The following is a 24,080-nucleotide window of genomic DNA, read 5'->3' as shown; positions in this document are numbered from 1 at the left end:
AAATCCGCCATTTTTGAAACTGGCACGCTCCCTGCAAAGCTATTGGCATCGCCCCACCGGGCACCACGATTTCAAGCTTCAGGAGACTTTCAATGAACAGCGAATACAAATCGGGCAACTCGCTTCCCCAGATCCTCGTCGCCCTGGTCGCGACGGTTCTGATCGGTTCGGTCACCCTGGTCGGCACCGTTGGCCCCGCCACCGCCGCCCCCACCCAGATCGCCGCCCAGCCCCACGGGTAAGGCGATGCCGGGGTGGTGCCCTCACATCCGCCCCGGCACACCCTCTTCACACCAGTACAGCGTACCCCTCGAAGGAGTTACATCATGGGCATCTTCAGCCGAACCCGCGATATCATCGCCGCCAACTTCACCGACCTGCTCGACAAGGCCGAAGACCCCGCCAAGATGATCCGCATGATCATCCTGGAAATGGAGGAAACGCTGGTCGAGGTCCGCGCCTCCGCTGCGCGCACCATCGCCGACCAGAAGGAAATGCGCCGCCACATCAGCAAGCTCGGTGCCTTGCAGGAAAGCTGGACCGAAAAGGCCGAACTGGCGCTGTCCAAGGGCCGCGAGGACCTTGCCAAGGCCGCCCTGGTCGAAAAGCAGAAAGCCGCCGACATGGCCGACCAGCTGGGTCGCGAAATCGCAGTACTCGACGAAGCGTTGCATGCCTCGGAGGAAGACATCGCCAAGCTGACCGGCAAGCTGCGTGAAGCGCGCACCCGCCAGAACTCGATCGCAACCCGCCTCGAAAGCGCGCAGAACCGTTTCAAGCTGCGCGAAATGTATGCTGGCCCCAAGATCCAGGACGCATTCAGCCGCTTCGAAATCATGGAGCGCCGCGTGGATCTGGCCGAGGGCCGCGCCGATGTGATGGGCATGGGCCAGCCGCCCAAGACGCTCGAGGAGGAGATCGCCGAGCTGAAATCGAGCGACAAGGTGGAAGCCGAACTCGCCGCGATGAAGGCCCGCTTCGGCAAGGATGTCTGAGATGAGCGACATACTGGTCCCCATCATCGTCATTCCCGCGATCTTCATCGGGATGCCGTGGATCATCCTGCACTACATCACCAAGTGGAAGCAGGCCCCCAAGATCACCAATGAAGACGAGAAGCTGCTCGATGAGCTCTACTCGCTCGCCCGCCGCCTCGAAGATCGCCTCGGTACGGTCGAACGGATCATCGCCGCCGATCATCCCGAATGGCGCGCAAGCATGCCACTCGCCGAGCCGACACCCCCCAATTACGACATCACCCGGAGGAACTGAAATGTCCGCCAGCCGCACCAAATTCTACCTCGACAAACAGAACAGCAAATGGCTGGGCGTTTGCTCCGGGATCGCCGATTACACCGGCATCGATGTCACCTGGGTTCGCGTTGGCACCGCCCTGTTGACCTTCGCCACCAGCGGATGGACGCTGCTCGCCTACATCGTCATCGCCTGTGTCGCCGAAAAGAAGCCGCTTGGCCTCTATGACAGCGCCGAGGACGCGAAGTTCTGGCAGGGTGTGCGCACCAACCCGACTCGCTCGACCGCCGAAGTCCGCAGCAAGTTCCGCGACATCGACCGCCGCCTGGCCGACATCGAGATGATGTACACCAGCCGCAACAGCCGCCTCGCCGACGAGATCGACAGCCTGCGCTGATCGGATCCGGGCACAACAGGGGACACTATCATGAGCAATTCTCTCGGACTTCTGATCCCGCTCGCGGCGATCACCGTCGGGCCGATCGCCTGGGCCTTTACCAACTGGGTTCGCGCCAAGCACGGCTACCCGATCGAAACCAAGAAGGGGCAGTTGATCAGCCGCGACGGCGAACTCAGCACCACCCGCCAGACCGAATTGCTTGTCGCCGAAAACGAAAAGCTGCACGGCCAGATCAGCCGCCTGGAGGAACGCCTCGCCGTCCTCGAACGCATCGCCACCGATCCCGCCGAGCGTGTCTCGCGCGAAATCGACGCGCTGCGCTGAACCGAGGAGAACAGGCCATGCCATCCGTACCCGCTTTCTTCTTCGGCCTGATCCTAGGCGTGACCGGCATCCTCGCCATCCAGGCCTTCGCCCGCAGCAAGGTCCGGCAAGCCCTCTCGGCAGCCGACCCGGATATCGCGCGGAACAAGACGCTCCAGCGCGAAGAGGACGACCGCCGCATGCTAGAACTCGACGCCCTGCGGCAGCGTCTCGCGGTGCTCGAACGGATCACGATTGATCCCGCCGTCCGCACCGCACGCGAAATCGAACAATTGCGGATCGAAACCAACTGATCCCGCTGCTCCAACGGAGGATACCGCTATGGGCTTCCAGTTTGTCTTTCTTATCCCGATCCTGGGGATCTCCGTTGCCCTCGCCGCCGTCATCGGTGGCACCATCGTCCGCCCCTGGCTCGCCCACAAGGAACGCCGGATGCAGGTCGAAGCGACGATGGTCGCAGAAAAAACCGCGCAATATGCCGCGCAGACCGAACGGCTCGAACAGCGCGTCCGCGTGCTGGAACGCATCATCACCGATCGCGGTGTCGATCTCTCGCACGAAATCGAACAACTCCGCGACGCACCGCTCAACTGAACGTCACCCCTTTCCTCCCCCAATCTTCTTACTCGAGGCTATCATGATCATCTTCTTCACCGTGCTCGCCGTCATCACGGCGGGATGTTGCTGGGCGACCGAGAGCATCGACCGCCCGCGCCGCCGCCGCCTTCGCGAAACCGCCACAGACGCGGGCTGAGGCTTCCGCCCCTCAAGAGAAACAGGGAGTTTCTACCATGAACCCGTTTGAAATGGTCGTCGCGATCATCGTCGTTGTCACCATCGGCCGCGTGCTCCAGGCGCGCTACGGCGTGGTCCGCACCAAGCATGGCGAGGATGTCCACTTCCGCGACGATGCCGCCAGCCAGGCCGAGAACCAGCGCCTGCGCGATGAACTGAAGGCGATGAAGGACCGCCTCGCCGTCCTCGAACGCCTCGCCACCGACAACAATGACAGCGGTGCCCGCCTCGATCGCGAGATCGAGAAGCTCCGCGACCGCCCATAATGTCCGTCTTTCCAGGAGTAGGGATGATGACCGACCCGACCTTCTACATCACCATGGCCACGGCCGGGCTCGCCGGCATCGCCATCCTGAGCGGCACGGCGCTGACCGGCTGGCGCGGGTGGCTCGCCTTCAAGCACCAGCAGCTCCACGCCTTTGCCGAGCCCAATGCCGGGCCGACGCTGCCCAATGCCAGCGCGCGCATCGAAATCGCCGATCTGAAGGAACGCATCCGCAAGCTGGAAGCGATTGCTGCGGGCGTGGATCTTTGACCTCAGCCCCCGGGCCTGTCCCGGGGGGGAAGGAAGAGGTGACGAACCCGATTGCGCGAGACTATAGCCCAATTATGCAAAGCCTCGCCGATCTCGAATCCGAATACAGCTTCCTCGAAGCGGATGACCGTTACCGTCTGCTGATCGACCTTGGCCGGGAGTTGGAAGCGATGCCGGATCCGCTCAAGACCGACGCCACCCTGGTGCGTGGCTGTTCGGCTTCGGTTTGGGTCTATCCGACGGTGCAGGGCGACGGCACGCTGCATTTCCTGGCGGATTCGAACGCGGCAATCACCAAGGGCATCATCGCGCTCGTCCTGCTGACGGTGCAGGACCAGCCGCCCGCCAGAATCCTGGCAACGAACATTGCGCAAGCGCTCGCCCCATTCGACCTGAGCAAGCAACTCAGCTCCAACCGCACCCAGGGTATTCCCAACATGATCGCCCTGATCCAGGAGACAGCGGCGCGTTATGCAACCGAGCAGCAAGCCGAGTAGATCAGGACGGCTTCGTTTTCAGCAACGCCAGCCCGAAACCGACGAAGATCACGCCGGTCAGGCAATTGAAGGCGCGCTTGATCGCCGGGCGACCAAGATAGCGCGACAGGGACCGCCCGCCGAGCGCGTAAACGCCATACCAGAACGACTCCACGACCGCGAAAGTCGCCACCAGAATCGCGAATTGCGGAACCTGTGGCTGCGTCGGGGTTACGAACTGCGGCAGAAAGGCCGCCGCAAACAGGATCAGCTTGGGATTGCTGATGCCGATGGCAAAGCCGCCGCGAAATAGCCCTGCGAGCGAGACTATGGGCGGGAGCGTCCCATCCCCGACGTCCAGCGGAGCAACCTCGGTCCGCCACGCCTTGATGCCGAGATAGATGAGATAGGCGACGCCTGCATAACGCAGCACCTCGAACGCACCCGGCAGCGCGAGCAGCAGCGTGGTGAGGCCTGCCGCCGATGCCGAAAGCACCGCCACAACCGCCGTGAGGCATCCCGTCATCGCCGCTACGCTGCGCGCCATCCCCATTTCGACGCTGCGCGAAAGGATGTGGAGCATGTTCGGACCCGGTGTCCCCGACAGCAGAAACACCGCGCCTGCGAACAACCACCAAGTGTGCCAGGTCATATCATCCCCCTGTCCGGCCTCAGCCCAAGTTCCTCCACCACGGTCGCGACCGGCACACCTGCGCGCACCAGCGCCCATTCGCCAGGGGCAGCGCCGTTGATTACCGTGACGCTGTCACGCGGGCATATGCCGAGGCACTTCACCTCGACGATGCCAAGCGTACCCTTGCGCCCTTTCCGCACGCCAAGTTCCGAACGCAAAGCCTTGGCCAGCGGCGTCTTCCCCTTGGGGCCGAACCCGCCGCCCAGCTTCTTCGAACATTTCTTGCACACCAGAAGGGTGTTGGCCCAGTCCGAACGGACCGTCTTCAAACGCCCGGCTTCCACGTCCGCGCATCCTCGGCGGCCTTCAGCACGTCATAGGCGGCCTGGATCGCGAGGAAGCGCGCGGCGGCTTCCTTGTCGCCGGGGCGGACATCGGGGTGGTTCGATTTCGCCAATCGCCGCCAAGCCACGCGCACCGTCTCGAAATCGGCATCGACATCGAGTTCCAGCACTTCCAGCGCGCGAATCTCGTCGCGCGAACGGCTGCCGTCGCCGGGCCCGGCCCATTGATGGTGGCGCGACGCGGTATAGCCCTCGGCGGTCTGCGTCTCGGCGCGCTCGCGCTCGGCCGCCTCCTCGGCGCTCAGCCCTTCGAAATAGTTCCAGCCACGATTATATTCGCCGGCATGTTCCTGGCAGAAATACCAGCGTTCGGGGCTGTTGGGGGATTTGGGAGCCGGGCAATCGCCCTTTTCGGTGCAGCCATGCCGGTCGCACAGCCGCACGGTCGCCGCTTCCATGCTGGCTTCGCCATAAGCGCGCCAGCGCGGAAAGCCCCAGTCGGCTGATCGGGAGGAGGAACGCGCCATAGCGGGCCATCTAAGCATCGAAGCGCGATAGCGCCATGACGCTTTTGTGAAACCACCATGAAAAAACGGCGACCCGTAAAAAAACGCCAGAGGGTCTGTAAGCCGGGTTCTGTCCCCCTCTTGCGAGGTTAGGCGACCATTCCTCTAGGACGACGTTTGCACGCCGCCTCAAGCAATCAACCCGGATGACGAGCCGGAACGAGGCCCATATGCCATCCCTATTCGATCTTGCTCCCGGTGGGGTTTGCCATGCCGCCCCTGTTACCAGGCGCGCGGTGCGCTCTTGCCGCACCCTTTCACCCTTGCCTGTTCCTTGCCCGATTTTCATCGAACGAGGACATCGGCGGTCTGCTCTCTGTGGCACTGTCCCTGGGGTCGCCCCCGCCGGGCGTTACCCGGCACCGTCGTTCCGCGGAGCCCGGACTTTCCTCGCGGTGCTTAACGCACCCCGCGGCCGCCCGACCCTCTGGCTGGAGCTGCCCCTAGCGCGAATCTCGCGCGAAAGACAAACTCATTCGTCCCCGGTCGGCTTTGGCAACAGCAGCGCGAGCAGGATGCTGCGGCATTCGCCATCGATCACCCCGTCAAGCAATTCCGGGCGAAAACGGCGCTGAAAGGCAACCACCGCCGCCAATTTGTCGCTGACATCATAGCCGAAGCGTTCGAGTGCGATCAGGAAACCGGCATCGCTCCACAGAGGATCCATCAAATTCTTGGTCGGGCGTGGCAGCGCGAGGCGCAATTTGGCGAGCCGGTTCCAGGGGAACAGTTCGCCCGGATCCTGCTTGCGTGTCGGCGCAATGTCGGAATGGCCCACCACATTGCCGCGCGTGATGCCGTGGCGCTCGGTGATATCGGCCACCAACGGGATCAGAGCATCGATCTGCTCCTCCAGGAACGGACGATAGCCGAATTCATGGCCGGGGTTGACGATCTCGATCCCGATGCTGGCCGAATTGACGTCCTCGATCCCGCGCCAGCGCGACTTGCCGGCGTGCCAAGCGCGCTTGCCCTCCGCCACCATCCGCAGGATCGTGCCATCCTCGGCGATCAGATAGTGCGCCGATACCTTGGCCTCGGGGTCGCGCAACCGGTCAATCGCCGCCTGCGCCGTCTGCATGCCCGTGTAGTGCAACACAATCATCGAGACGGGCAACGTGCGCTCGTCGAAATTGGGCGACGGCGTATCGATGATGGTCATGGTCCCTCCCCGCGAGCCGAAATACCGCTTAAGCACGGACGCAGCGCGTAAGGAACCCCGACCGTCGATTAGCCTTCGCTCACCGCTGGTTCGTACAGGCCGCGATAGCGCGCGCTGGGCCGGAACGCTTCTGTCTGGCCGATCACAGTTTCGCCAGCTCCGAGCACCAGCAACCCGCCTGGTCGCATAACCGTTGCCAGCCGATCGAGAATTTTCCGCCGCAATTCGATCGTGAGATAGAGCAGAACATTGCGACATAGGATTACGTCAAAGCGGCCCACCGGCGGAGGATCACTGACCAGATTGAGGCGTCTGTAGTTGATTCGCCGAACCAGTTCGGTCTTGGCAACCCAGTCGACCCCATCGCCGTCGAACCAGCGCACCATGCGCCGGACCGGCAAGCCACGCTGGATTTCGAATTGCGAATAGCGACCGCAGCGCGCCCGCGACAATGCCGCCTCCGACACGTCGGATGCGATGATTTCCGGCAGCAAATGGTCTACGTCAAGTTCGCGTTCGGCAAACAACATCGCGAGCGATAGCGGCTCCTGCCCAAAGGAGCAGCCCGCCGACCATATCCGCGGGCGTCTGCTCGGCTTGGTCGCGCGGATACTATCGACCGCATCGGCAACCATATCGAACACGGCGGCATCGCGAAAAAAGGAGCTTTCCTGATTGAGCAGCGCATCGGCGACGCGGTCACCGATCGCGGGTGATTGTTGCGCCGCACTGGCGAGCGCGTCGAGCGTCTCCAGGCCGAGATCGCGCAGAACGGGCTTCAACACCGTCTCCACTCGCCATTCGCGATTGGCGGCGAGTTGCTGACCGGTGCGCGCTTCGAGAATCGCGGTCAGCACGCCCATCGCGCCTTTCGAGGAGGCGCGCGGCAGCAGCCCGCGCGGGGTGCCAAGATCGAGGTTGGGCAAGCTCATGCCGGACGCCGCCGCGCGGCAATCAGGCGACCGATTTCCACGGGCGGCAACACCGCGCTGGCACCCCCGGCATTGGCAATCGCCCCCGGCATCCCCCAGACCACCGAACTCTCGCGATCCTGCACCACGATGGTTCCGCCGCGGGTCCGAATGGTCCGTGCGCCATCGCTCCCATCGCGCCCCATACCGCTCAACACGACGCCCAGTACACGCGGACCATAGACCTCCCCCAGGCTTTCAAACATCGGATCGACCGAAGGCATACACCCGCTTTTGGCGGGATCGCTGGTCAAGCGGATTGCACCGCCGTCGCCAGTGCTGACCACCCTGATATGGGCGTTTCCAGGAGCGACGATGATCCGCCCGGGTCGAATCCGCATACAATCGGTCGCGACGTCACACGGGCGATTGGCCAGCACCGCGATCTGGGCTGCGAAATACGGCATGAACGATTCAGGCAAATGCTGCGTAATCAAAATTGGCAGGGTAAGGTCCTTCGGAACCTCGCGCAGCAACAGGCTGAGCGCATGAATGCCGCCGGTCGATGCCCCGATCGCGACAATGTCAAAACCCGGAGCAAGGCCCGCTTCTGCGGCTCCAGCGCCCGACCGAGCGGGCATAGCCTGCGCATCGTCGCTCGCTAACAAGCGGGTCAATTTCTCGTTGATCGCGACCGAGAAACGACCAGCGAACTCACCGATATCGGGCTTGACCAACGTGTCCGCCGCCCCAAGCGCCAGCGCCTCGATCGTCGCCGCAGCTCCTTCGCTGGCCGCAGACGAGACGATCAGCACCTTGGCCCCCTGACCGGCGGCGATCAGCCCCGGCAAGGCTGCCAAGCCGGAGACACCCGGCATTTCAAGATCGAGCACGATGCCGTCGACACGGGTCCGCTTGAGAAACTCCAACGCAACCGCGGCACTCGAAACCGCTCCCGCAACCAGAAAATGCCCGTCAGTCTCGACCGCGCGCGCAATCACCGCGCGGGCCACCGCCGAATCATCGACGATCAGGACCAGCGGGCGTGCGTCGCCCATCCTTGGAGGTTTCGGCTTTAGTTCGGGGCGGGTGCGCATGGGGACAGACCTGTCAGGCCATACCCACGATCTGAAGTTTGCTTTCCAGTGTCTCGCGGTCGAACGGTTTCATGACATACTCGTCCGCTCCGGCTTCGATCGCCGCGCGGATGTGGGCCATGCCGTTCTCGGTGGTGCAGAACACCACCTTGGGCCGCGTCGGGATGGCGCTGTCACGCAATGCACGCAGGAAGTCCATGCCGCTCATGACGGGCATGTTCCAATCGAGCAGGACCACATCGGGTGCCGACACCAGGCACGCGTCCAGCGCTTCGCGCCCGTCGCCCGCTTCGCTGACGCGAAAGTTGAGCGTTTCCAGGATATGGCGCGCGACCTTGCGGATCACTTTCGAATCGTCGACGACGAGGCACGTCTTCATGAATTCACCCTATTAAAGTCCGCTTGGGACGACCCTGCCCGAAATGCGTAAGCGTCGCGTTAATCTGAAGGTTTTCACGCTGCCAGCGCCAGCGCCCCCGGAATTAGCCCATCGAGCGCGATCGCCAGGATCGGCTCGCCCTCGCGTTCGACAATCCCGCGCCCGACCTTCAGCCATCCTTTGTCGAGCAGGATTCCGGCCGATAGCGGGGCGAGTTCGAAGGGGGCGACATCATCGAGCGCATCGACGAGAATTGCGTAATAATGGCCTTCGACGATGGTGATGATCGCGCGGCCCGCATCGACCTCCGCAGCGTCCAACCCCAGCGCGGCGCGCGTGTCGATGACCGTCACGACGCGGCTGCGCAATGCGGCGAGGCCACGCACCTGACGCTCTGCGCGGGGGACCGGAATGACGGTGCCGATGTCGACGACCGACTCCACCTGGCTGGATTCGATCGCCACCGGCCGCCCCGCGATTTGTGCTATCAGGAACAACGCCATTATCGACCTCCCGTCGAGCGCGCGACCGCCGCCAGCAACGCCGGCCGATCATAGCGGAAAATGCTGTCGTCGTCGCCGTCGGCGTCGCGGCGCAGACGGACCACGGGAACCGTCGCGGCACTGCCGGTGGGGTCGTCGCTCATGCGCACCACGACGCGCGGCATCTCGCCCGGTCGCAATGCGGTCGCGACGCGATATCCCGCCCCTTCCAGCACGGGTTTCAGGAACGTTGTCATCCAGGCGGTTTCGGGGCCATCGAACAGGCACAGCGGCGCGTCGCTGACGGTGCCAGCATCGGCGTGGCTCGCAAACAGCCAGTGCAGATCGATCACTTCGATTTGATCGCCATCGATGGCCACGACGCCAGCGATTGGCCCGGCATCATGCGCCGGTACAACGGTTTCGGGCAGTTCGACGATGTCGAGCGCCTCGCCAATGGCATAGCCGATCTCGGCCGATCCATCCCGCAGCCGCACCACCGACACCGTGGGGCGTGCCGCCCATTCGCCCAGTGCAACGAGCGGGATGATTGCCCCCTCCACCGACAACCGCAAACGCCCCGCCGAAAAACGGATCGCCGCCGCCGGAACGGGTTCGACCCGGTCGATCACCGACAGCGGCAGCGCCCGGCGCACACCGTCAAGGTCGTCGAACAACAGCGCCTGCACGCCGGGCACTACGGCTTCGGCCTCGACCTCCTCGACCATCGCCTCACGCCCGAAGACCAGGCCCGCAACATGCGCGATACCAGCGCAATCCAGCATCAGCATCGGCAGGCCGCTGTCGGGCAGAGTCTGCCCCGCATAGACGCCCGTCGCCATGATCGCCGGTGCTGCGGGCTTGATGACGAGTTCCTCATGATCGAGCACCGAGTCAACGGCGAGGGCGTAGCTGCCGCCCGATGCGCTGACGATCACCAACATCAGCGGGGGCCGCGGCCCGAACCCGAGCAGATCGCCAAGATCGATCAGGGGCATGCGCCGGTCGCGAACGGTCGCGCTCAACGTGTCGCCGATGCGGTCGATGCGGATCATATCGCCGCCCACCCGCACGATTTCCTCGATCACCTGGCGCGAAATGGCGAAGCGCTGGTCGCGCACACCCACACCGATGGTGGACATGATCGACAGCGTGAGCGGCACGTGGATGGCGATTCGCAAGCCCCTGCCGGGGGTGTTGCGCAGTTCGATACGGCCACCAATCTGTTCGACATTGGCGCGCACCACGTCCATCCCGACGCCGCGCCCGGATATGGCGGTCGCCATATCCTTGGTCGAAAGACCGGGTTCGAAAATCAAATCGAGCTTTGCCTGCTCGCTCATCGCCCGCAATTGCGCGTCGCTTCGCAACCCCGCGCTCGCGACCTTCGCGACGAGCCGATCGGTGTCGACGCCCTGGCCATCGTCGGCGATCTCGATGACAATCTGATTGCCCGACTGCCGCGCGGCCACGTTCAGCCAGCCATTTTCGCGCTTGCCCAGGGCGCGGCGCAGCGCCGGCGCTTCGATGCCGTGGTCGATCGAATTGCGGACGATGTGGACGAGCGGATCGCGCATCATCTCGATCATCTCGCGGTCGAGTTCGACGTCACTGCCTTCGATATGCAGCGCCACCGATTTACCAAGTTCGGTCGCGGTGTCGCGCACCATCCGCGGCAACGCAGAGAACAACGCGTCGATCTTCTGCATCCGCGTACGCGTCACCGTGTCGCGCATTTCGGCGACAGTCAGCGAAAGCCGCTCGAGCGCAGCCTCGACGACAGGATTGGCACCTCCGTCGCGCACGCGCCGGGCCAGCTCATTGCGCGCCAGCACCATGTCGGACATGCCGCTCATCATCCGGTCGAGCAAATCGACGTTGAGGCGGACGCTGCGGCTGGGGGACCGGGGTGTCACGGCCGACTGCGGCACTGCCATTTCGGCACCCGTATCGAGCGCAGCGATCAGCAGGTCTTCGCCCGAATCGTCCAGCGCATGCCCGGCGTCGATCGCCTCCACGATCTCGCCAATCCGGTCGACGATCGCGAGCACAGCGTTGACGAGGCGGGTGTCCGGCGTGCGCTCGCCCGAACGCACCGCCGCCAGCACATCCTCGGCCGCGTGGCTAAGCCGCGCGAGCCGGGGCAAATCGAGAAAACCGCAACTGCCCTTGACCGTGTGGACGAACCGAAAAATCGCATCCAGCCGGTCGCGATCGTCCGGCGCGGATTCCCATGCGACGATCTCGCCCGAGAGCGCTTCAAGCGTCTCGCGCGTCTCGGCGATGAATTCCTGTAAGAGATCGTCCATGGGCCCCCGCGTAGCGCTACAGCGGTCATGGCCGAACAGTGGTTAAGGCAGAGTTATCCTGCCTTGAAGACCGCGCCGAACAGCAGCACCGAATCCTCAGGATCGGAAACCTGCACGATCCCGCCGCCCTCGGCGACCAAAGCCTGGACAAGATACGCGGCCGCCGCACGCGGGGTGATGACGGCTTCGCCCTGCGTCCCGGTCAAGGCTGCGCGCATTTCGGCGTCGAGCACGATGCGCGGGCCATCGGCTCGCACCACGATCTCGACCTGGCCGTCATTGCTCTCCGCGCCCACATCGAGCTGCCCGCCGCGCACCAGCGCATCGCCGGCGATGAGCGCCAGGTTGAGCAACACCTTGATCGCCGGCTTGGGGAGCGTCGCATCCTCGACCATCCAGCCGAGCTTGACCTTGTGGCCCTCGCCAAACAGCCCCTCAATCGCCGCGCGCGCTTCGCGCGAATCGACCGACTCGCCGAAACCACCCGCTGCGCCGAAGGCGAGACGAAAAAATTTCAGCTTGTTGGCCGACGCCTTGGCGCTGTCGCTCAACAACTCCAGACAGCGTGCCCGCATTTCCGGATCATGCTCATCGGCGAGCAGTTCCAGTCCGTTATTGAGAGCACCCACCGGGCTCAGCAAATCGTGGCAGAGGCGCGAGCACAGCAAGCTTGCGAAATCGGCGGCGCTGATCGTCATTGGTTATTTGGCTTTCGGATCATGACTTGATCGCTCTTCTGGCGATGCACGGCGGAGGAAGCAAGCCACTGTGTCCTTAGTTGGCGTCAGGCTGTCTCGATCCGATAGGGCACGGGGTCGAACCGTCCGACATACGCACCATCGCAAACCGCACGGTAACACGCCACCTGCGGACCCGCGATGATGATCCACAGCGCACCATCGGGCGCGGCGGCCGCCGCGTCGCGGGCGGAGGGAGTTGCGGCCCCATTGGGGTGCGAATGGTAGCATCCGATAATCGCCGGCCCACCGTCGCGCGTGGCCCGATGCGCCGCGATCAACGCCGCAGGATCGATCTCGAAAGCCCGGTCCGGCTCGGCTGCAACATTGCGGCACGGTCGCACCGCATCAAGCCGTTCCGCCGTGCCGAAGAGCAGGCCGCACACCTCCTGTTCGGGCGCATTTGCGGCCTCGTTTAGCAATCGGGCCAGCAGAGTGCTTGAAATCTCCAACGTCATGCCCAGATTCTAGTCCATGAACCGGGGGGTTGCCACTCTTGAAGCACGGGTTTCCGCGACTGCGCAGGGTTTGCGCCTCGACCGCGCGCTGGCCGACGCGCTGCCCGATGTTTCGCGCGAACGGCTGAAGGCATTGATCGCAAGCGGTGCCGTCACCGACCCGCGCGGTCATGTCGCCAACGATCCATCGGGCAAGGCGATTGCCGGTGGCCTGTATCTGGTCGCAGTCCCCGCCCCCACGCCATCGCATAACGAAGCGCAGGACATCGCGCTTAACGTCGTCTTTGAAGACGACGAGCTGATCGTGATCGACAAACAGGCCGGGCTGGTCGTCCATCCGGCGGCGGGGAATGCCGACGGCACCTTGGTCAACGCGCTGCTCCACCATTGCGCGGGCAACCTCTCCGGGATTGGCGGCGTCGCCCGGCCCGGGATCGTCCACCGCATCGACAAGGACACGTCGGGCCTGATGGTCGCCGCCAAGACCGATCGCGCGCATGAGGGCTTGGCGAAGCAATTTCACGACCATAGCATCGACCGGCGTTACAAGGCGATCGTGTCGGGGCAGCCTGCTCCGCCCGCGGGCACGGTCGACGCCCCGCTCGCGCGATCGCCCTCCAACCGCAAGAAAATCGCGATCGTCCCGGGCGGCAAGCGCGCGGTGACGCATTTCACCACGATCGAACGCTTAAGGGACGCCGCACTGGTTGAATGCCGACTGGAGACGGGTCGCACGCACCAGGTCCGGGTGCATATGGCCTCGCTCGGGCACCCCTTGCTCGGCGACCCGGTTTACGGTAGAACAAAGCAGGCCCACAAAGCCACTTTGGAAACCTTGGGTTTCCGCCGCCAGGCGTTGCACGCCGCCCGTTTGGGGTTCATTCATCCGGTGACAAGTAACGCTTTGGCGTTCGATAGCGAAATGCCTGCCGACATGCAGGAACTGTTCTATAGACTGTTTGTATAGCTTTCGGCTGGCGTGTGCCTTGGGCATGTTCCAGCTTCGATAAAGGGAGACACGATCATGGCAGCCCGCAGCAACGTCCCCGCGACGATCCCCGCCCTTGGCGGCGAGGCGAGCCTCAATCGCTACCTGTCGGAGATCAAGAAATTTCCGATCCTCGCGCCCGAGCAGGAATATATGCTCGCCAAGCGCTTTGAGGAACATGGCGACACCGACGCCGCCGCGCAGTTGGTCACCTCGCACCTTCGCCTCGTGGCGAAGATCGCGATGGGCTATCGCGGCTATGGCCTGCCCGTGTCCGAGCTGATCTCGGAGGGCAATATCGGCCTGATGCAAGGCGTTAAGAAGTTCGAGGCCGATCGCGGCTTCCGCCTTGCCACGTATGCGATGTGGTGGATCCGCGCCTCGATCCAGGAATTTATCCTGCGCTCGTGGAGCCTGGTAAAAATGGGCACCACCGCCGCGCAGAAGAAGCTGTTCTTCAACCTGCGCCGGATGAAGTCCAAGCTCGACGCGTTCGAGGATGGTGACCTTTCCCCCGAACATCTCGCCAAGATCGCCAAGGATCTCGGCGTGACCGAGGAGGAAGTCACCAGCATGAACCGCCGCATGGCAATGGGCGGCGACACCTCGCTCAACGTGCCGATGCGCGAGGATGGCGAAGGCCAGTGGCAGGATTGGCTTGCCGACGACTCGCCCTTGCAGGACTCCGTGGTCGCCGAGGCGCAGGAAGCCGACGTTCGCCACGAAATGCTGACCGCAGCGATGGACGATCTCAATGAGCGCGAGAAGTTCATCCTGACCGAGCGTCGCCTGACCGACGAGCCCAAGACGCTCGAGGAACTGAGCCAGGTCTATGGCGTCTCGCGCGAGCGGGTTCGCCAGATCGAGGTTCGCGCCTTTGAAAAGCTGCAAAAGGCGATGATGCGCATCGCCGGCGACAATCGGATGCTGGTCGCCGCCTGAGCGCAGCGCGTTCCTTTCCTCGACAATGCTCCCGCGCTACGGAATGCTGCGGGAGCATGTAATGGAGCCGGGGAACGTCAATGTCGGAACGAATGTGCCGCAACCTCAGCTGAACCAGCGTGAGCGCCCTCGCCGGAAACGTGGTCTGGTCGGACGGGTGCTGGGCTGGGCCGTACGCGCCGTTGTCGCGTTCGTGATCCTGTCGGTCTTCATGGTCCTATTGTATCGCTTCGTGCCGCCACCGATTACGCTGACGATGGTTGGCGATGCGCTGGGTGGCCACGGCATCGACAAATCCTGGCGTCCGCTGTCCCAGATCGACCCCAATATGGCGCGTGCCGCGATTGCGGGCGAAGATTCGCGCTTCTGTTTGCACAATGGGTTTGATCTGCAGGCGATCGAAACGGCCTATGCCCGCAATGCCCGCGGCGGGCGCATTCGCGGTGGATCGACGATCAGCCAGCAGACTGCCAAGAACGTCTTCCTGATCCAGGGCGGCGGCTATGCCCGCAAGGCGCTGGAGGCGTATTTCACCGTCCTGATCGAGAACATCTGGGGCAAGCGCCGCATCATGGAAGTGTATCTGAACGTCGCCGAGACCGGCATTGGCACCTATGGCGTCGACGCAGCGTCACGGCGGTATTTCGGCCATGACGCGTCGCATTTGACGCCTGACGAAGCGGGCCGCATCGCCGCCGTCCTGCCGCTGCCCAAGAAACGCGCCGCGATCGCGCCCCGTGGCTTTACCCGCCGCCACGGCAACGCCATCACCCGCCGGGTGGGCGTCGTCCGCAACGACGGGCTGGATCGCTGCCTGCGCTAGGCCTTATTTGGTCGCGTCGTCGGCTGCCTTGGAGGCGCTGTCGCCGACCTTCTTCGCGCTGTCGCCGACGTCCTTGGCAGCGCCCGCAATCGCATCGGTACGGGCGTTGTCGTTCTGGCTCTTGTTGAAGAGATAGAAGGCACCGACCGCGACCGCGATCAACAGAACAATGCCGATGAAGATCGCGGCCCCGCCGCCGCTGCGACGTTCGATCACAGTGGTATGGGGCGTCTCGGTTACTTGCTCGCTCATGCTATCCTCCTGCTTTTATCTGCAGGGTTGAACGGGTTGCACGGGCGATCGTTCCGTTATCGCACCGCGATCAGAACGGCAGCTTGAACCCCGGCGGCAGCGGGATGCCGCTGGTCATCTTGGCCATTTCGGCACCCGACGCTGCATCGGCCTTGGCCTTGGCGTCGTTGAACGCGGCGACGACGAGATCCTCGACGATTTGCTTTTCGCTCGGTTGCAACAACGATTCGTCGATGTCGATGCCGATGATCCGCCCCTTGGCCGAGGCGCGCACCTTGACCAAACCACCGCCCGCGACGCCCTCGACCTCGATCTTGTCGAGCCCGTCCTGCGCCTTGGTCAGTTCGGCCTGGACGTTTTGCGCCATGGCCATGATGTCTTCGATGCTTTTCATGCGGTTACACTCCGTTTCGCCGCCAGCAGGCGGTCGATTTCGGTTTCGGGAACTTCGGCGTCGGGAAACGCCTCCAGCGCGGCGGCGATCACCGGCACCGCCAGAATTTCGGCCTTGAACGCCTCGCGCTGGGCCGCCTCGGCCTCGCGCACCGTCGGCGCGCCTGGCGTCGGCGCGGTCGTCACTTTCCAGCCGCGCCCGGTAACGCGCTTCAGCGTGAGCGCCAATTCAGCGACCAGATCGGGGGAAATCGGTCGCGCCGAGCTCAACACAAGATCGCTGCCATCGAGGCTGACGATGCTGGCGTGGTGCACCACGCGCGACGCCAGAGCGAGCTCGCCCGCGCCCTCCAGCAAAGCAACGATCTGGCTGATCGAGCGGGGCATGTCCTGATCGGTCACCACCGCTTCGGGAGCAGCCGCCGGAAGCGCCGCCGGTGCTGCAGGGGCCGGCGACGGGGTGCCAAGCGGCACGCCATTGCTGATCATGCGCGCCAGGTCGCCCGGATCGGGCAAGGTCGAGGCATGGACCAGCCGCAGCAGCGCCATTTCGCACGCCTCGATCGGCATCGCCGCGCGTGCGACTTCGTCATGGCCCTTGAGCAGCAACTGCCACAGCCGGTGCAATGCGGCGAAGGACAGCGACGACGCCCAGCCCAGCAACGCCTCGCGCTCCTCGGTCGCTTGCCCGGCTTCCTGCGCCGCGCCGAGCTTGACCAGGGTGGTGGCGTGAACGGTCTCCAGCAGCCCGCGCAGCACGCCAAGCGGATCGACCCCAAGGTCATATTGCCGCCGCAGCGCCGCCAGCGCGCCGATCCCGTCGCCCGAAAGCAACAGCGTCATCAAATCGCGGATCGCGCCACGATCGGAGAGCCCCAGCATATCGCGCACCGCGCCCGCGCTCACCGCGCCGCCATCCATATCGGCATGGGCGATCGCCTGGTCGAGGATCGACAGCCCGTCGCGCGCAGACCCTTCCGCCGCGCGCGCGATCAGCCCCAGCGCCTCGGGCTCGGCCTCGACACCCTCGGCCGCGACCACGCGCGCGAAATGTTCGGCCAGCAAATCCGCCGGAATGCGCCGCAAATCGAAGCGCTGGCAGCGCGACAGCACCGTCACCGGCACCTTGTTCACCTCGGTCGTCGCCAGCACGAACTTCACGCCCTCGGCCGGTTCCTCCAGCGTCTTCAGCAGCGCGTTGAACGCGTTCTTCGACAGCATATGGACTTCGTCGATGATGTAGATCTTGTAGCGCGCGACGAACGCCGTCATCCGCGAGGCATCGATCACCGCACGCATGTCGTCGACGCCGGTATGGCTGGCGGCGTCCATCTCGATCACGTCGATATGCCGCCCCTCGGCAATGCCGACGCACGGCTCGCACACGCCGCACGGGTTGATCGTCGGACCACCCTGCCCGTCCGGCCCGATGCAGTTGAGCGCCTTGGCGAGCAAACGCGCGGTCGAGGTCTTGCCGACCCCGCGCACGCCGGTCAGCAAAAACGCATGCGCCAGCCGCCCACGCCGGATCGCATTGCCGAGCGTGGTGACCATCGCATCCTGGCCGATCAGCTCGGCAAAGGTCTGCGGCCGATATTTGCGCGCAAGCACGCGGTACGCATCGCTCTTCGCCGGAGCAGGCGGTTCGCCCAGGTCGAAGCCGGGGGTCTCGTCAGCGGGATACAGGGAGTCGGACATTGCTGCCCTATCTAGGGGCAGCGGCGGGAATTGTCGAAGGGTTGGTTGGGCGATGGGTGCGGGCTGGAGATGCGGGTTTTGTGTCAGGTGCCCCAAGGGCTGCCCCCACGCCCGGCCTGCGCGCGCGCCATGCGCGGAAGGTCAGTCGTGAACGCCCTGAAAGAACCGCCACGACTTTGTCAGATCGCATCGCTGTGGGACAGCCATGTCTGCTTGTGGTGGAGAGCGGACTGACGGCTTTCCGTGTGACGGGGCGACAAGCGGACGTTAATCGAATCCTACCCACAATTTGGAAGCGGAAGAGCGCCACGGTCCTGGGGCACTTCGATGATCCGCCACCGTTTCGATAGCTCAGCCACCGCAGCGTTCGCGAATTCTCGCGCTGCCGCCGTATCATGACCGTTGAACCCGATCGCCATCTGCCGCGTAGGCAGGCCTAAGTTACCCGCCCCAAAGCTGAAGTCTCCGTTCCGGTCCGCGCCGATGTTCACATGTGGATGCGCAATCTGCACGTATTTGTTCTTGATTGAGCGTAGCTCAGCCTCGGTTTGACCACTTCGATCCGTGAACTCCATCTGATGCTGTTGAGCGATGGCGTTCATGACGTTGACGAAAGCAGGGACCTCCTGCGGGCTAGCGAGGCAAAGCTGGACCGTTCTGAAGGGCGCTTGCCCCTGCGAACACCCATTAGCCAGCGCAGCGACAGCGACCATTGCACCCGCCATCCGAACGATCTCGCGCCTCGTCATCCATTGCTCCACGTCTGCTTTCGGGGAAGTTGCATGGAATAGCGAATGCCCGGAAGTGGGCGACAACGGATGTGCTGCTTTTTCGCCCGATAGCAGAGTTTATGTTGTCGGTCCCTCAACGAGTTCACCACATTCCTCGACCTTAACTGTCTTCGCTGTCGTGTCGAAAACTCCTGCCACCAAACGGTATTTTCCTGAGGGCACATCATAGGAATCGTGGGGCTGGCTGATTTTCCTCTTCGATTTGTCATCACCCTCAATGAGGACAAAGAAAACCATCGTCGTGTCGATCTTTGAACCGCGAAGATCATACCTGTAGTCACGATTCCAGTCGCTTAAGTCCCCAACGCAAGGCAGTTGCCGAACTCGCTCCTCGACTTCATTCACAAGGCGAACACTCGGCTTAGGCTCTTTTGCTGAACGTGCTTCAGTCTCACTGAACGGGTTTGTTGGAACAGGGGCGCGAGCGGCCTCGCATCCAGCGAGAAGGAAACATACGAGAACGAGCGTCTTCATGACCCAAGCGTAACCTACCGCAGCCAAGTCTGCTATTACTCATAAGCGGGCGACCAACGCTTCCTGCATCTGAAACACCCCTGCAAAGCCATTTCGTCGAACGGCCCCTCAGCCCAGCACCATCGCAACCGCAAGCACCACCGCACCCGCCAGGATCGCCCCCGCAATCCACCGCGCGCCGGTCATAATCGCGCGAGACGGATCGGCATGCGGCGCGTCCACCGGCTCCTGCTCCAGCCGCCGGATCACCGCGCGCACCAGTCGCGGCGCATCCCCGCCGATCTTGCTCAGCTCCCATGCGAGCGCTTGCAGCACCGGTGCCCAATGGTCGGGCGAAAGCCGCGCGCGCGCCATGCGCAGCGACGCGCGCTGCATCGCGCTCGCCAAATCGAAATCGGGTTCGATCGCCTGCAGCACCCCGTCGATCGTCATCAGCGCCTTGAACATCAGCAGCAGGTCGGGCGGCATCGTCATGCCTTCATCGCGCAGCAACGGCAGCAAATCCGCCACGAACGCGCTCAGTTTGATCGGCCCGCCGCCATGCCGCGCGATCAGCCGCTCGGCCGCTGCCTGCGTGCGATCCTGCGCGACACCGCTGCCCGCACTCCACGCGCCGAATACGTCCGCCAATTGCTCGGGATCGGCCGAGGACAGGGATTGCACGAACGCGATCACTTCCTCGCGCCGCCGTGGCGACACATGCCCGATCATCCCCAGATCGAGCAAAGCGATGCGGTTGCCCGGCAGGCACAGCAAATTGCCGGGATGCGGGTCGCCGTGAAAGCGCCCGTTGATCATCACCATGTCGAGCACGACATCGGCGCCGAGCGCGGCGATCACCGCAGGCTCGAGCCCGGCCGCCCGCAAGGTCGCCGCTTCGCGCGGCGGCACGCCCTCGATGAAATCCATCACCAGCAGCGTTTCGGAGGTCCATTGCCAATGGATTTCGGGGATGACGACGCGCGGATCCTGCGCGAAATCGGCGCGCAGGCGATCGGCATTGCGCCCCTCGCTGGTAAAATCGAGCTCCTCCAGCACCGCTTGCGCCAATTGCCGCACCAGTTCGCGCGGACGAAAACGCCGCGCTTCGGCGCTGCTCGTTTCCGCCAGCGCCGCCAGTTCGGCGATCAACCGCAAATCCGCCTCCATGCGCGGACGGATATCGGGGCGGCGGATCTTGAGCACCACCTGCGTCCCGTCGCTCAGTTTCGCCCGGTGGACTTGCGCCATCGAAGCAGCGGCGAGCGGCAGCGGGTCGAAGACGGCGAACGCGGTTTCCGGCGCTTGCCCCAGCACGGCTTCGACGGCGGGCCGCAGCGTCTCGAACGGCAGGGTCGGTGCGCTGCTGTGGAGGTGTTCGAGCTCGGCCACCCATTCGGGCGTCAGCAAATCCCCGCGCGTCGCCAGAATTTGCCCGAGCTTGACGAAGGTCGGCCCCAATTCTTCCAGTGCCTGGCGGGTGCGTCGCGGCAGCGTTTGCGGTTCGTCCGTCAACGCCTCAGCGGCAGTGGCCCGCTCCAGGCCGAAGCGCGCGAGCAGGATGCCAAGGCCGAAGCGCGATGCGATCTGGACGATTTCGCTCAGCCGCTGGCGGTCGCGTCCGGCGACCAGCAAGGTTTTGATCATCATGGCCATGCGAAAGCCTCCACCGACACTATAAAAATCCTCCCCGGCACGGAGTTTTGGGTCGGATCGTCCCCCAGGACGACCCTTGACCATGCGGGGCATGGTCAACCCAAAACTGGGACCCTGAGCATTCAGCGAAGGGTGGAGGGGGGCAGCCAGAAGCGCACCGCTCATAAAAGGAGGGAGCCGCCCCGGCAAAGCCGGGTCGTCGGTCGGGCCTTGCCCGCCGGCCGCGCTGGCGCGTCTTGTGCGCAGCTTTGCTGCGTACATGCGCGCTGCGCGGTGGGAGCCGGAACGACCCGCGGCGAAATCGTTGTGGCTGCTTCCTTCCGGATCTGACCAGGTTGGCGACGACCACGTCCGCCCGACTCCCGCGCTGCCTATGGCGGGGTCGGGCGAAAGGATCAAGCCTGTCTCGACCGAAGTCGAAACCGGCGCTTAGCGGCGCACCGTCCGGCAGGTGCGCATGCGCTGGTGATGACGATAGACCGTGCGGCACACTTTGCGGGTGTGCGGACGCCAGTCACGGTTGCGCTCGGTATGGACAACGGTGCGTTCGACGCGGCGATCATGATGGCGCTCGACCTGCGCGCTCGCGCTGGCGGGGGCCATGGCGGCAGCGGCGATCAGACCGGCCGAGATCAGGGCTGCGAATTTCATGGGATCATCTCCTGTACCGTGCCGAGGTGGCACCACAGGCAAATGATCAACGGCCCTGCATGTTCCGCACTTCGCCGGGAATGCGCACCGTCAACCCGTCGAGATCCGCCCTGAGTACAATCTGGCACGCCAGCCGACTGGTGCGCGTCGCACCCGCGGCGAGATCGAGCATATCCTCCTCGTCCTCGGTCGGCGCTGGCAATTTGTCGAAATCGCCGACGTCGACGATGACGTGGCAGGTCGAGCAGGCCATCTGCCCCTCGCAGGTGCCCTCCAGCGGCTGGCCATCGGCTTGCGCGACTTCGAGCAGGCGCGCGCCTGGCGCGGCGTCAACCTCGCGAATGGTGCCGTCGGTGCCGATGAAGCGGACATGGGTCATGCGGCGATCCTTTGGGCATTGGCGGCAAGCATGAGGCGGTCGATCGCCTCGGTCAATTCGGCTTCCGTGGTATAGCGCCCGAAGCCCAGGCGAACGCTCGAACGGGCCTGCCTCTCGGTGAGGCCGATCGCACGAAGAACATGGCTGGCCCGGCCCGATCCACTGGCACAGGCCGAGCCGGCCGAGAAAGCGACGTCGCGTAAGGCGGACATCAGCCGTGCCACGTCGAGCCCATCGCGCCGGACGTTGAGGTTGCCGCGATAGCGCTGGTCGCTCGAACCGTTGATGGACCAGCCGGGACCGAAGCGTTCGATGGCGAGCGTCCAAAGTCGCTCGACCTGCGCCGCATCCGCGTCGCGCCGCACTGCCATCAGCGCCGCCGCCGTCCCGAACCCGGCGCATAAAGCGGGCGACAGCGTGCCGGACCGACCGAGGGCCTCCTGCCCGCCACCATGCAATAACGGCGCGGGCGCAACCCCGTCGCGCACCCACAAGGCCCCGATGCCCTTGGGCCCGTAAATCTTGTGCCCCGACACCGCGACCAGATCGCATGTCGCCGGTATGTCGACCCGCCCATAGCCCTGCACTGCGTCGCACAGCAGCAATGCGCCTGCGGCATGGGCGATTTCGGCCAGCGCGGCGATTGGCTGGATCACGCCGATTTCGTTATTGACCAGCATCGCCGCTACCAGTTTCGTCCCCGGCACGATCGCCGCGCGCGCCTGATCGAGATCGACCAGCCCGTCCGCCCCGACCGGCAGCACCGTCACCTCCTGTCCGCCCGAGCGCAGCGCCGCGACCGTATCGAGCACGGCGGCATGTTCGCTCGCCAGCGTCACCACCGGGCCGCCCAGCCCCTTGATCGCCCAATTGAGCGCCTCGGTCGCGCCGCTGGTGAAAGCGAGCGTCCCGCCCGGCGGCAGCAGCGCGGCCACCTGATCGCGCGCCAGCTCCACCACCGCCTTGGCCTTGCGCCCGGCGGCATGCGCCGAATGCGGGTTGGCATGCTGGTCGCGCAGCCATGGCAACATCGCCTCGAGCGCTTCGGGCGCGAGCGGCGTGGTCGCCTGATAATCGAGGTAGATCATGCCGCAAACGCGCGGGCAGAGCGCGCGACATTGCGCCATTCGGTGATGAACCGCTCGACATCCTCCGCGCCGGTATCGCGCCCGAAACTCACGCGAACCACCTCGCGCGAAGCTTCCACGCTCCACCCCATCGCCCCCAGCACATGGCTCGGCTTCATGCTGCCCGACGAACACGCGCTGCCCGCCGACACCGCAATCCCCGCCATGTCGAAGCGGATAAGCTGTGTCGCGGCGGCGAGCCCCGGCATCCGGTACGACCCGATCGCGGGATGACGCGGCGCGGCTGTGGCGACCACCTCGCCACCCGAGCGCGCAATCGCATCGTCGAGCCGCGCGCGCAGCGGCACCTGCCGTACCACATCCTCGGGCTCGGCCAGTGCGGCTGCGAAGCCGAGCGCTCCTGGCAGATTCTCGGTCCCCGCGCGATACCCGCGTTCCTGCCCGCCCGTCGGCGTCAGCGTCGCCAACTCGCGCACCAACAACGCGCCAATCCCCACCGGCCCGCCGCGCTTATGCCCCGAAATGGCAATGAAATCGGCGCGTTCGATCACCTCTGGATCGGCCCCGGCGGGCATTTGCGCCGCATCGACCAGCAGCAATCCGCCCGCCGCATGGGTAAGCTCGGCAATCGCCGCGATCGGCTGCCGCACGCCCGTTTCGCTATTGCACCACTGCACCGCCACGATCGGGCGCGGCCCCGCCAGCAGCGCCACCAGCGCATCGAGATCGAGCAGCCCCTGCGTATCCACCGGCAAAACGCCCGCATCGTGCCCGGCGCGTATCACCGCATCATGCTCGACCGCCGAGATCAGCCGTCGCTCCGCCCCGCTGCGCGACAACGCGATCGCCACCGACTCGCTCGCGCCGCTGGTCAGGATCGTCTCGCCCGGCCAGCCATAAGCGGCGGCAATCGCCGCGCGCGCCTGTTCCAGCTTCGCCCGCGCCGCGCGGCCCTCGGCATGCGGCGAGGACGGATTGGCCCAGGCTCGCATCCCCGCCTCCACCGCCGCGATCGCGACGGGGCGCATCGGCGTGGTCGCAGCATGATCGAGATACAGCCGCTCGCGGATCGGGGATTCGGGCAAAATGATGTCAACCTTCGG

34 protein-coding genes and 2 other RNA genes are annotated in these 24,080 nt (G+C 64.6%); 13 read left to right on the top strand and 23 right to left on the bottom strand.

From position 1 onward, the window contains the following. Positions 1 to 92: 92 nt before the first annotated feature. The 10 genes from EJC47_RS20985 (at position 93) to EJC47_RS06790 (ending at position 3,805) form a co-directional block, all read left to right on the top strand. Positions 93 to 242 (top strand): hypothetical protein, encoded by a 150-nt coding sequence (locus EJC47_RS20985; RefSeq protein ID WP_156142953.1) that lies wholly within the window; start codon positions 93 to 95, stop codon positions 240 to 242. Between the two features lie 84 nt (positions 243 to 326). Continuing rightward, the gene (pspA, locus tag EJC47_RS06830) at positions 327 to 995 is read left to right on the top strand and encodes a phage shock protein PspA (protein WP_185867580.1); all 669 of its coding nucleotides are present in this window, start codon (positions 327 to 329) and stop codon (positions 993 to 995) included. A 1-nt stretch (position 996) separates the two neighbouring features. After that, the gene (gene pspB, locus EJC47_RS06825; RefSeq protein ID WP_033963798.1) at positions 997 to 1,272 is read left to right on the top strand and encodes an envelope stress response membrane protein PspB; all 276 of its coding nucleotides are present in this window, start codon (positions 997 to 999) and stop codon (positions 1,270 to 1,272) included. A gap of 1 nt (position 1,273) precedes the next feature. Continuing rightward, positions 1,274 to 1,651 (top strand): envelope stress response membrane protein PspC, encoded by a 378-nt coding sequence (gene pspC / locus EJC47_RS06820; RefSeq protein ID WP_010402906.1) that lies wholly within the window; start codon positions 1,274 to 1,276, stop codon positions 1,649 to 1,651. Positions 1,652 to 1,681: 30 nt separating this feature from the next. Next, positions 1,682 to 1,978, top strand: a complete 297-nt coding sequence (locus EJC47_RS06815; RefSeq protein WP_126846284.1) for a hypothetical protein — start codon at positions 1,682 to 1,684, stop codon at positions 1,976 to 1,978. Positions 1,979 to 1,995: 17 nt separating this feature from the next. Beyond that, entirely contained in the window at positions 1,996 to 2,271 is a 276-nt protein-coding gene (locus EJC47_RS06810; protein ID WP_126846282.1) for a hypothetical protein, read from the top strand. 28 nt (positions 2,272 to 2,299) lie between these two features. Then, the gene (locus EJC47_RS06805) at positions 2,300 to 2,572 is read left to right on the top strand and encodes a hypothetical protein (RefSeq protein ID WP_126846280.1); all 273 of its coding nucleotides are present in this window, start codon (positions 2,300 to 2,302) and stop codon (positions 2,570 to 2,572) included. Positions 2,573 to 2,769: 197 nt separating this feature from the next. Further along, a complete protein-coding gene (locus EJC47_RS06800; RefSeq protein ID WP_126846278.1) occupies positions 2,770 to 3,039 on the top strand; it encodes a hypothetical protein in 270 nt (89 codons plus the stop codon). A 26-nt stretch (positions 3,040 to 3,065) separates the two neighbouring features. Next, positions 3,066 to 3,308, top strand: coding sequence for a hypothetical protein (locus EJC47_RS06795; protein WP_126846276.1), 243 nt, complete (start codon positions 3,066 to 3,068; stop codon positions 3,306 to 3,308). Positions 3,309 to 3,382: 74 nt separating this feature from the next. Continuing rightward, a complete protein-coding gene (locus tag EJC47_RS06790) occupies positions 3,383 to 3,805 on the top strand; it encodes a SufE family protein (protein ID WP_081988609.1) in 423 nt (140 codons plus the stop codon). A gap of 1 nt (position 3,806) precedes the next feature. On the opposite strand, the gene EJC47_RS06785 is transcribed toward EJC47_RS06790, so the two are convergent. From EJC47_RS06785 to EJC47_RS06730, 12 genes are all read right to left on the bottom strand, one after another. Beyond that, positions 3,807 to 4,436, bottom strand: a complete 630-nt coding sequence (locus EJC47_RS06785; protein ID WP_126846274.1) for a LysE family translocator — start codon at positions 4,434 to 4,436, stop codon at positions 3,807 to 3,809. Further along, positions 4,433 to 4,747 carry a hypothetical protein gene (locus EJC47_RS06780; protein ID WP_126846272.1) on the bottom strand — a complete coding sequence of 105 codons (315 nt, stop codon included), beginning with the start codon at positions 4,745 to 4,747 and terminating at the stop codon, positions 4,433 to 4,435. The genes EJC47_RS06785 and EJC47_RS06780 overlap by 4 nt, the downstream gene beginning before the upstream one ends. Next, a complete protein-coding gene (locus EJC47_RS06775; protein ID WP_033963792.1) occupies positions 4,744 to 5,289 on the bottom strand; it encodes a J domain-containing protein in 546 nt (181 codons plus the stop codon). Before EJC47_RS06775 ends, EJC47_RS06780 begins: the two co-directional genes overlap by 4 nt. Before the next feature lie 82 nt (positions 5,290 to 5,371). Beyond that, an RNA gene (rnpB, locus tag EJC47_RS06770) (RNase P RNA component class A) lies at positions 5,372 to 5,759 on the bottom strand. A gap of 41 nt (positions 5,760 to 5,800) precedes the next feature. After that, positions 5,801 to 6,490, bottom strand: coding sequence for an N-acetylmuramoyl-L-alanine amidase (locus EJC47_RS06765; protein ID WP_126846269.1), 690 nt, complete (start codon positions 6,488 to 6,490; stop codon positions 5,801 to 5,803). A 68-nt stretch (positions 6,491 to 6,558) separates the two neighbouring features. Next, on the bottom strand, positions 6,559 to 7,353 hold the full coding sequence (locus tag EJC47_RS06760; RefSeq protein WP_033963857.1) for a CheR family methyltransferase: 795 nt from the start codon (positions 7,351 to 7,353) through the stop codon (positions 6,559 to 6,561). A gap of 65 nt (positions 7,354 to 7,418) precedes the next feature. Beyond that, positions 7,419 to 8,459, bottom strand: coding sequence for a chemotaxis protein CheB (locus EJC47_RS06755; protein WP_033963790.1), 1,041 nt, complete (start codon positions 8,457 to 8,459; stop codon positions 7,419 to 7,421). 52 nt (positions 8,460 to 8,511) lie between these two features. Further along, positions 8,512 to 8,877 carry a response regulator gene (locus EJC47_RS06750; protein WP_010402926.1) on the bottom strand — a complete coding sequence of 122 codons (366 nt, stop codon included), beginning with the start codon at positions 8,875 to 8,877 and terminating at the stop codon, positions 8,512 to 8,514. Positions 8,878 to 8,951: 74 nt separating this feature from the next. Further along, complete coding sequence (locus EJC47_RS06745; RefSeq protein ID WP_033963788.1) at positions 8,952 to 9,380, bottom strand: chemotaxis protein CheW; 429 nt, start codon at positions 9,378 to 9,380, stop codon at positions 8,952 to 8,954. After that, on the bottom strand, positions 9,380 to 11,668 hold the full coding sequence (locus tag EJC47_RS06740) for a chemotaxis protein CheA (protein WP_126846267.1): 2,289 nt from the start codon (positions 11,666 to 11,668) through the stop codon (positions 9,380 to 9,382). Before EJC47_RS06740 ends, EJC47_RS06745 begins: the two co-directional genes overlap by 1 nt. Positions 11,669 to 11,721: 53 nt before the next feature. Next, the gene (locus tag EJC47_RS06735; protein WP_126846265.1) at positions 11,722 to 12,366 is read right to left on the bottom strand and encodes a histidine phosphotransferase family protein; all 645 of its coding nucleotides are present in this window, start codon (positions 12,364 to 12,366) and stop codon (positions 11,722 to 11,724) included. An 86-nt stretch (positions 12,367 to 12,452) separates the two neighbouring features. Then, positions 12,453 to 12,863 (bottom strand): M67 family metallopeptidase, encoded by a 411-nt coding sequence (locus EJC47_RS06730; RefSeq protein WP_126846263.1) that lies wholly within the window; start codon positions 12,861 to 12,863, stop codon positions 12,453 to 12,455. 16 nt (positions 12,864 to 12,879) lie between these two features. Between EJC47_RS06730 and EJC47_RS06725 the strand changes: the two genes are divergently transcribed. From EJC47_RS06725 to mtgA, 3 genes are all read left to right on the top strand, one after another. Continuing rightward, complete coding sequence (locus EJC47_RS06725; protein WP_126846261.1) at positions 12,880 to 13,830, top strand: RluA family pseudouridine synthase; 951 nt, start codon at positions 12,880 to 12,882, stop codon at positions 13,828 to 13,830. Positions 13,831 to 13,887: 57 nt separating this feature from the next. Beyond that, positions 13,888 to 14,793, top strand: coding sequence for an RNA polymerase sigma factor RpoH (gene rpoH, locus EJC47_RS06720; protein ID WP_033963781.1), 906 nt, complete (start codon positions 13,888 to 13,890; stop codon positions 14,791 to 14,793). A gap of 61 nt (positions 14,794 to 14,854) precedes the next feature. Continuing rightward, positions 14,855 to 15,616, top strand: coding sequence for a monofunctional biosynthetic peptidoglycan transglycosylase (mtgA, locus tag EJC47_RS06715; protein ID WP_260591497.1), 762 nt, complete (start codon positions 14,855 to 14,857; stop codon positions 15,614 to 15,616). Positions 15,617 to 15,619: 3 nt separating this feature from the next. Here mtgA and EJC47_RS06710 read toward each other — a convergent pair whose 3' ends face one another. The 11 genes from EJC47_RS06710 to EJC47_RS06660 form a co-directional block, all read right to left on the bottom strand. After that, entirely contained in the window at positions 15,620 to 15,868 is a 249-nt protein-coding gene (locus tag EJC47_RS06710; RefSeq protein WP_033963780.1) for a hypothetical protein, read from the bottom strand. A 70-nt stretch (positions 15,869 to 15,938) separates the two neighbouring features. Beyond that, on the bottom strand, positions 15,939 to 16,262 hold the full coding sequence (locus EJC47_RS06705; RefSeq protein WP_033963779.1) for a YbaB/EbfC family nucleoid-associated protein: 324 nt from the start codon (positions 16,260 to 16,262) through the stop codon (positions 15,939 to 15,941). Further along, complete coding sequence (locus EJC47_RS06700) at positions 16,259 to 17,959, bottom strand: DNA polymerase III subunit gamma/tau (protein ID WP_126846259.1); 1,701 nt, start codon at positions 17,957 to 17,959, stop codon at positions 16,259 to 16,261. Before EJC47_RS06700 ends, EJC47_RS06705 begins: the two co-directional genes overlap by 4 nt. A 278-nt stretch (positions 17,960 to 18,237) precedes the next feature. Then, the gene (locus tag EJC47_RS06695) at positions 18,238 to 18,708 is read right to left on the bottom strand and encodes a hypothetical protein (RefSeq protein WP_126846257.1); all 471 of its coding nucleotides are present in this window, start codon (positions 18,706 to 18,708) and stop codon (positions 18,238 to 18,240) included. A 99-nt stretch (positions 18,709 to 18,807) separates the two neighbouring features. Next, positions 18,808 to 19,224: a hypothetical protein gene (locus EJC47_RS06690; protein ID WP_126846254.1), complete on the bottom strand. Its 417-nt coding sequence runs from the start codon at positions 19,222 to 19,224 to the stop codon at positions 18,808 to 18,810. Between the two features lie 108 nt (positions 19,225 to 19,332). Then, positions 19,333 to 20,850, bottom strand: a complete 1,518-nt coding sequence (locus tag EJC47_RS06685; RefSeq protein ID WP_126846508.1) for an ABC1 kinase family protein — start codon at positions 20,848 to 20,850, stop codon at positions 19,333 to 19,335. A 278-nt stretch (positions 20,851 to 21,128) separates the two neighbouring features. Continuing rightward, an RNA gene (gene ffs / locus EJC47_RS06680) (signal recognition particle sRNA small type) lies at positions 21,129 to 21,226 on the bottom strand. Between the two features lie 62 nt (positions 21,227 to 21,288). After that, positions 21,289 to 21,510, bottom strand: coding sequence for a hypothetical protein (locus EJC47_RS06675; RefSeq protein WP_126846252.1), 222 nt, complete (start codon positions 21,508 to 21,510; stop codon positions 21,289 to 21,291). A 46-nt stretch (positions 21,511 to 21,556) separates the two neighbouring features. After that, positions 21,557 to 21,889, bottom strand: coding sequence for a 2Fe-2S iron-sulfur cluster-binding protein (locus EJC47_RS06670; RefSeq protein WP_126846250.1), 333 nt, complete (start codon positions 21,887 to 21,889; stop codon positions 21,557 to 21,559). Next, complete coding sequence (locus tag EJC47_RS06665; RefSeq protein ID WP_126846248.1) at positions 21,886 to 22,977, bottom strand: cysteine desulfurase family protein; 1,092 nt, start codon at positions 22,975 to 22,977, stop codon at positions 21,886 to 21,888. The genes EJC47_RS06670 and EJC47_RS06665 overlap by 4 nt, the downstream gene beginning before the upstream one ends. Next, positions 22,974 to 24,047, bottom strand: coding sequence for a cysteine desulfurase family protein (locus tag EJC47_RS06660; RefSeq protein ID WP_126846506.1), 1,074 nt, complete (start codon positions 24,045 to 24,047; stop codon positions 22,974 to 22,976). Before EJC47_RS06660 ends, EJC47_RS06665 begins: the two co-directional genes overlap by 4 nt. Between the last annotated feature and the right edge of the window lie 33 nt (positions 24,048 to 24,080).

Origin of the sequence: Sphingomonas sp. TF3, from assembly GCF_003985085.1 — a bacterium.
Classification (GTDB): Bacteria; Pseudomonadota; Alphaproteobacteria; order Sphingomonadales; family Sphingomonadaceae; genus Sphingomonas.
This window is presented reverse-complemented; position numbering and strand designations above follow the sequence as displayed.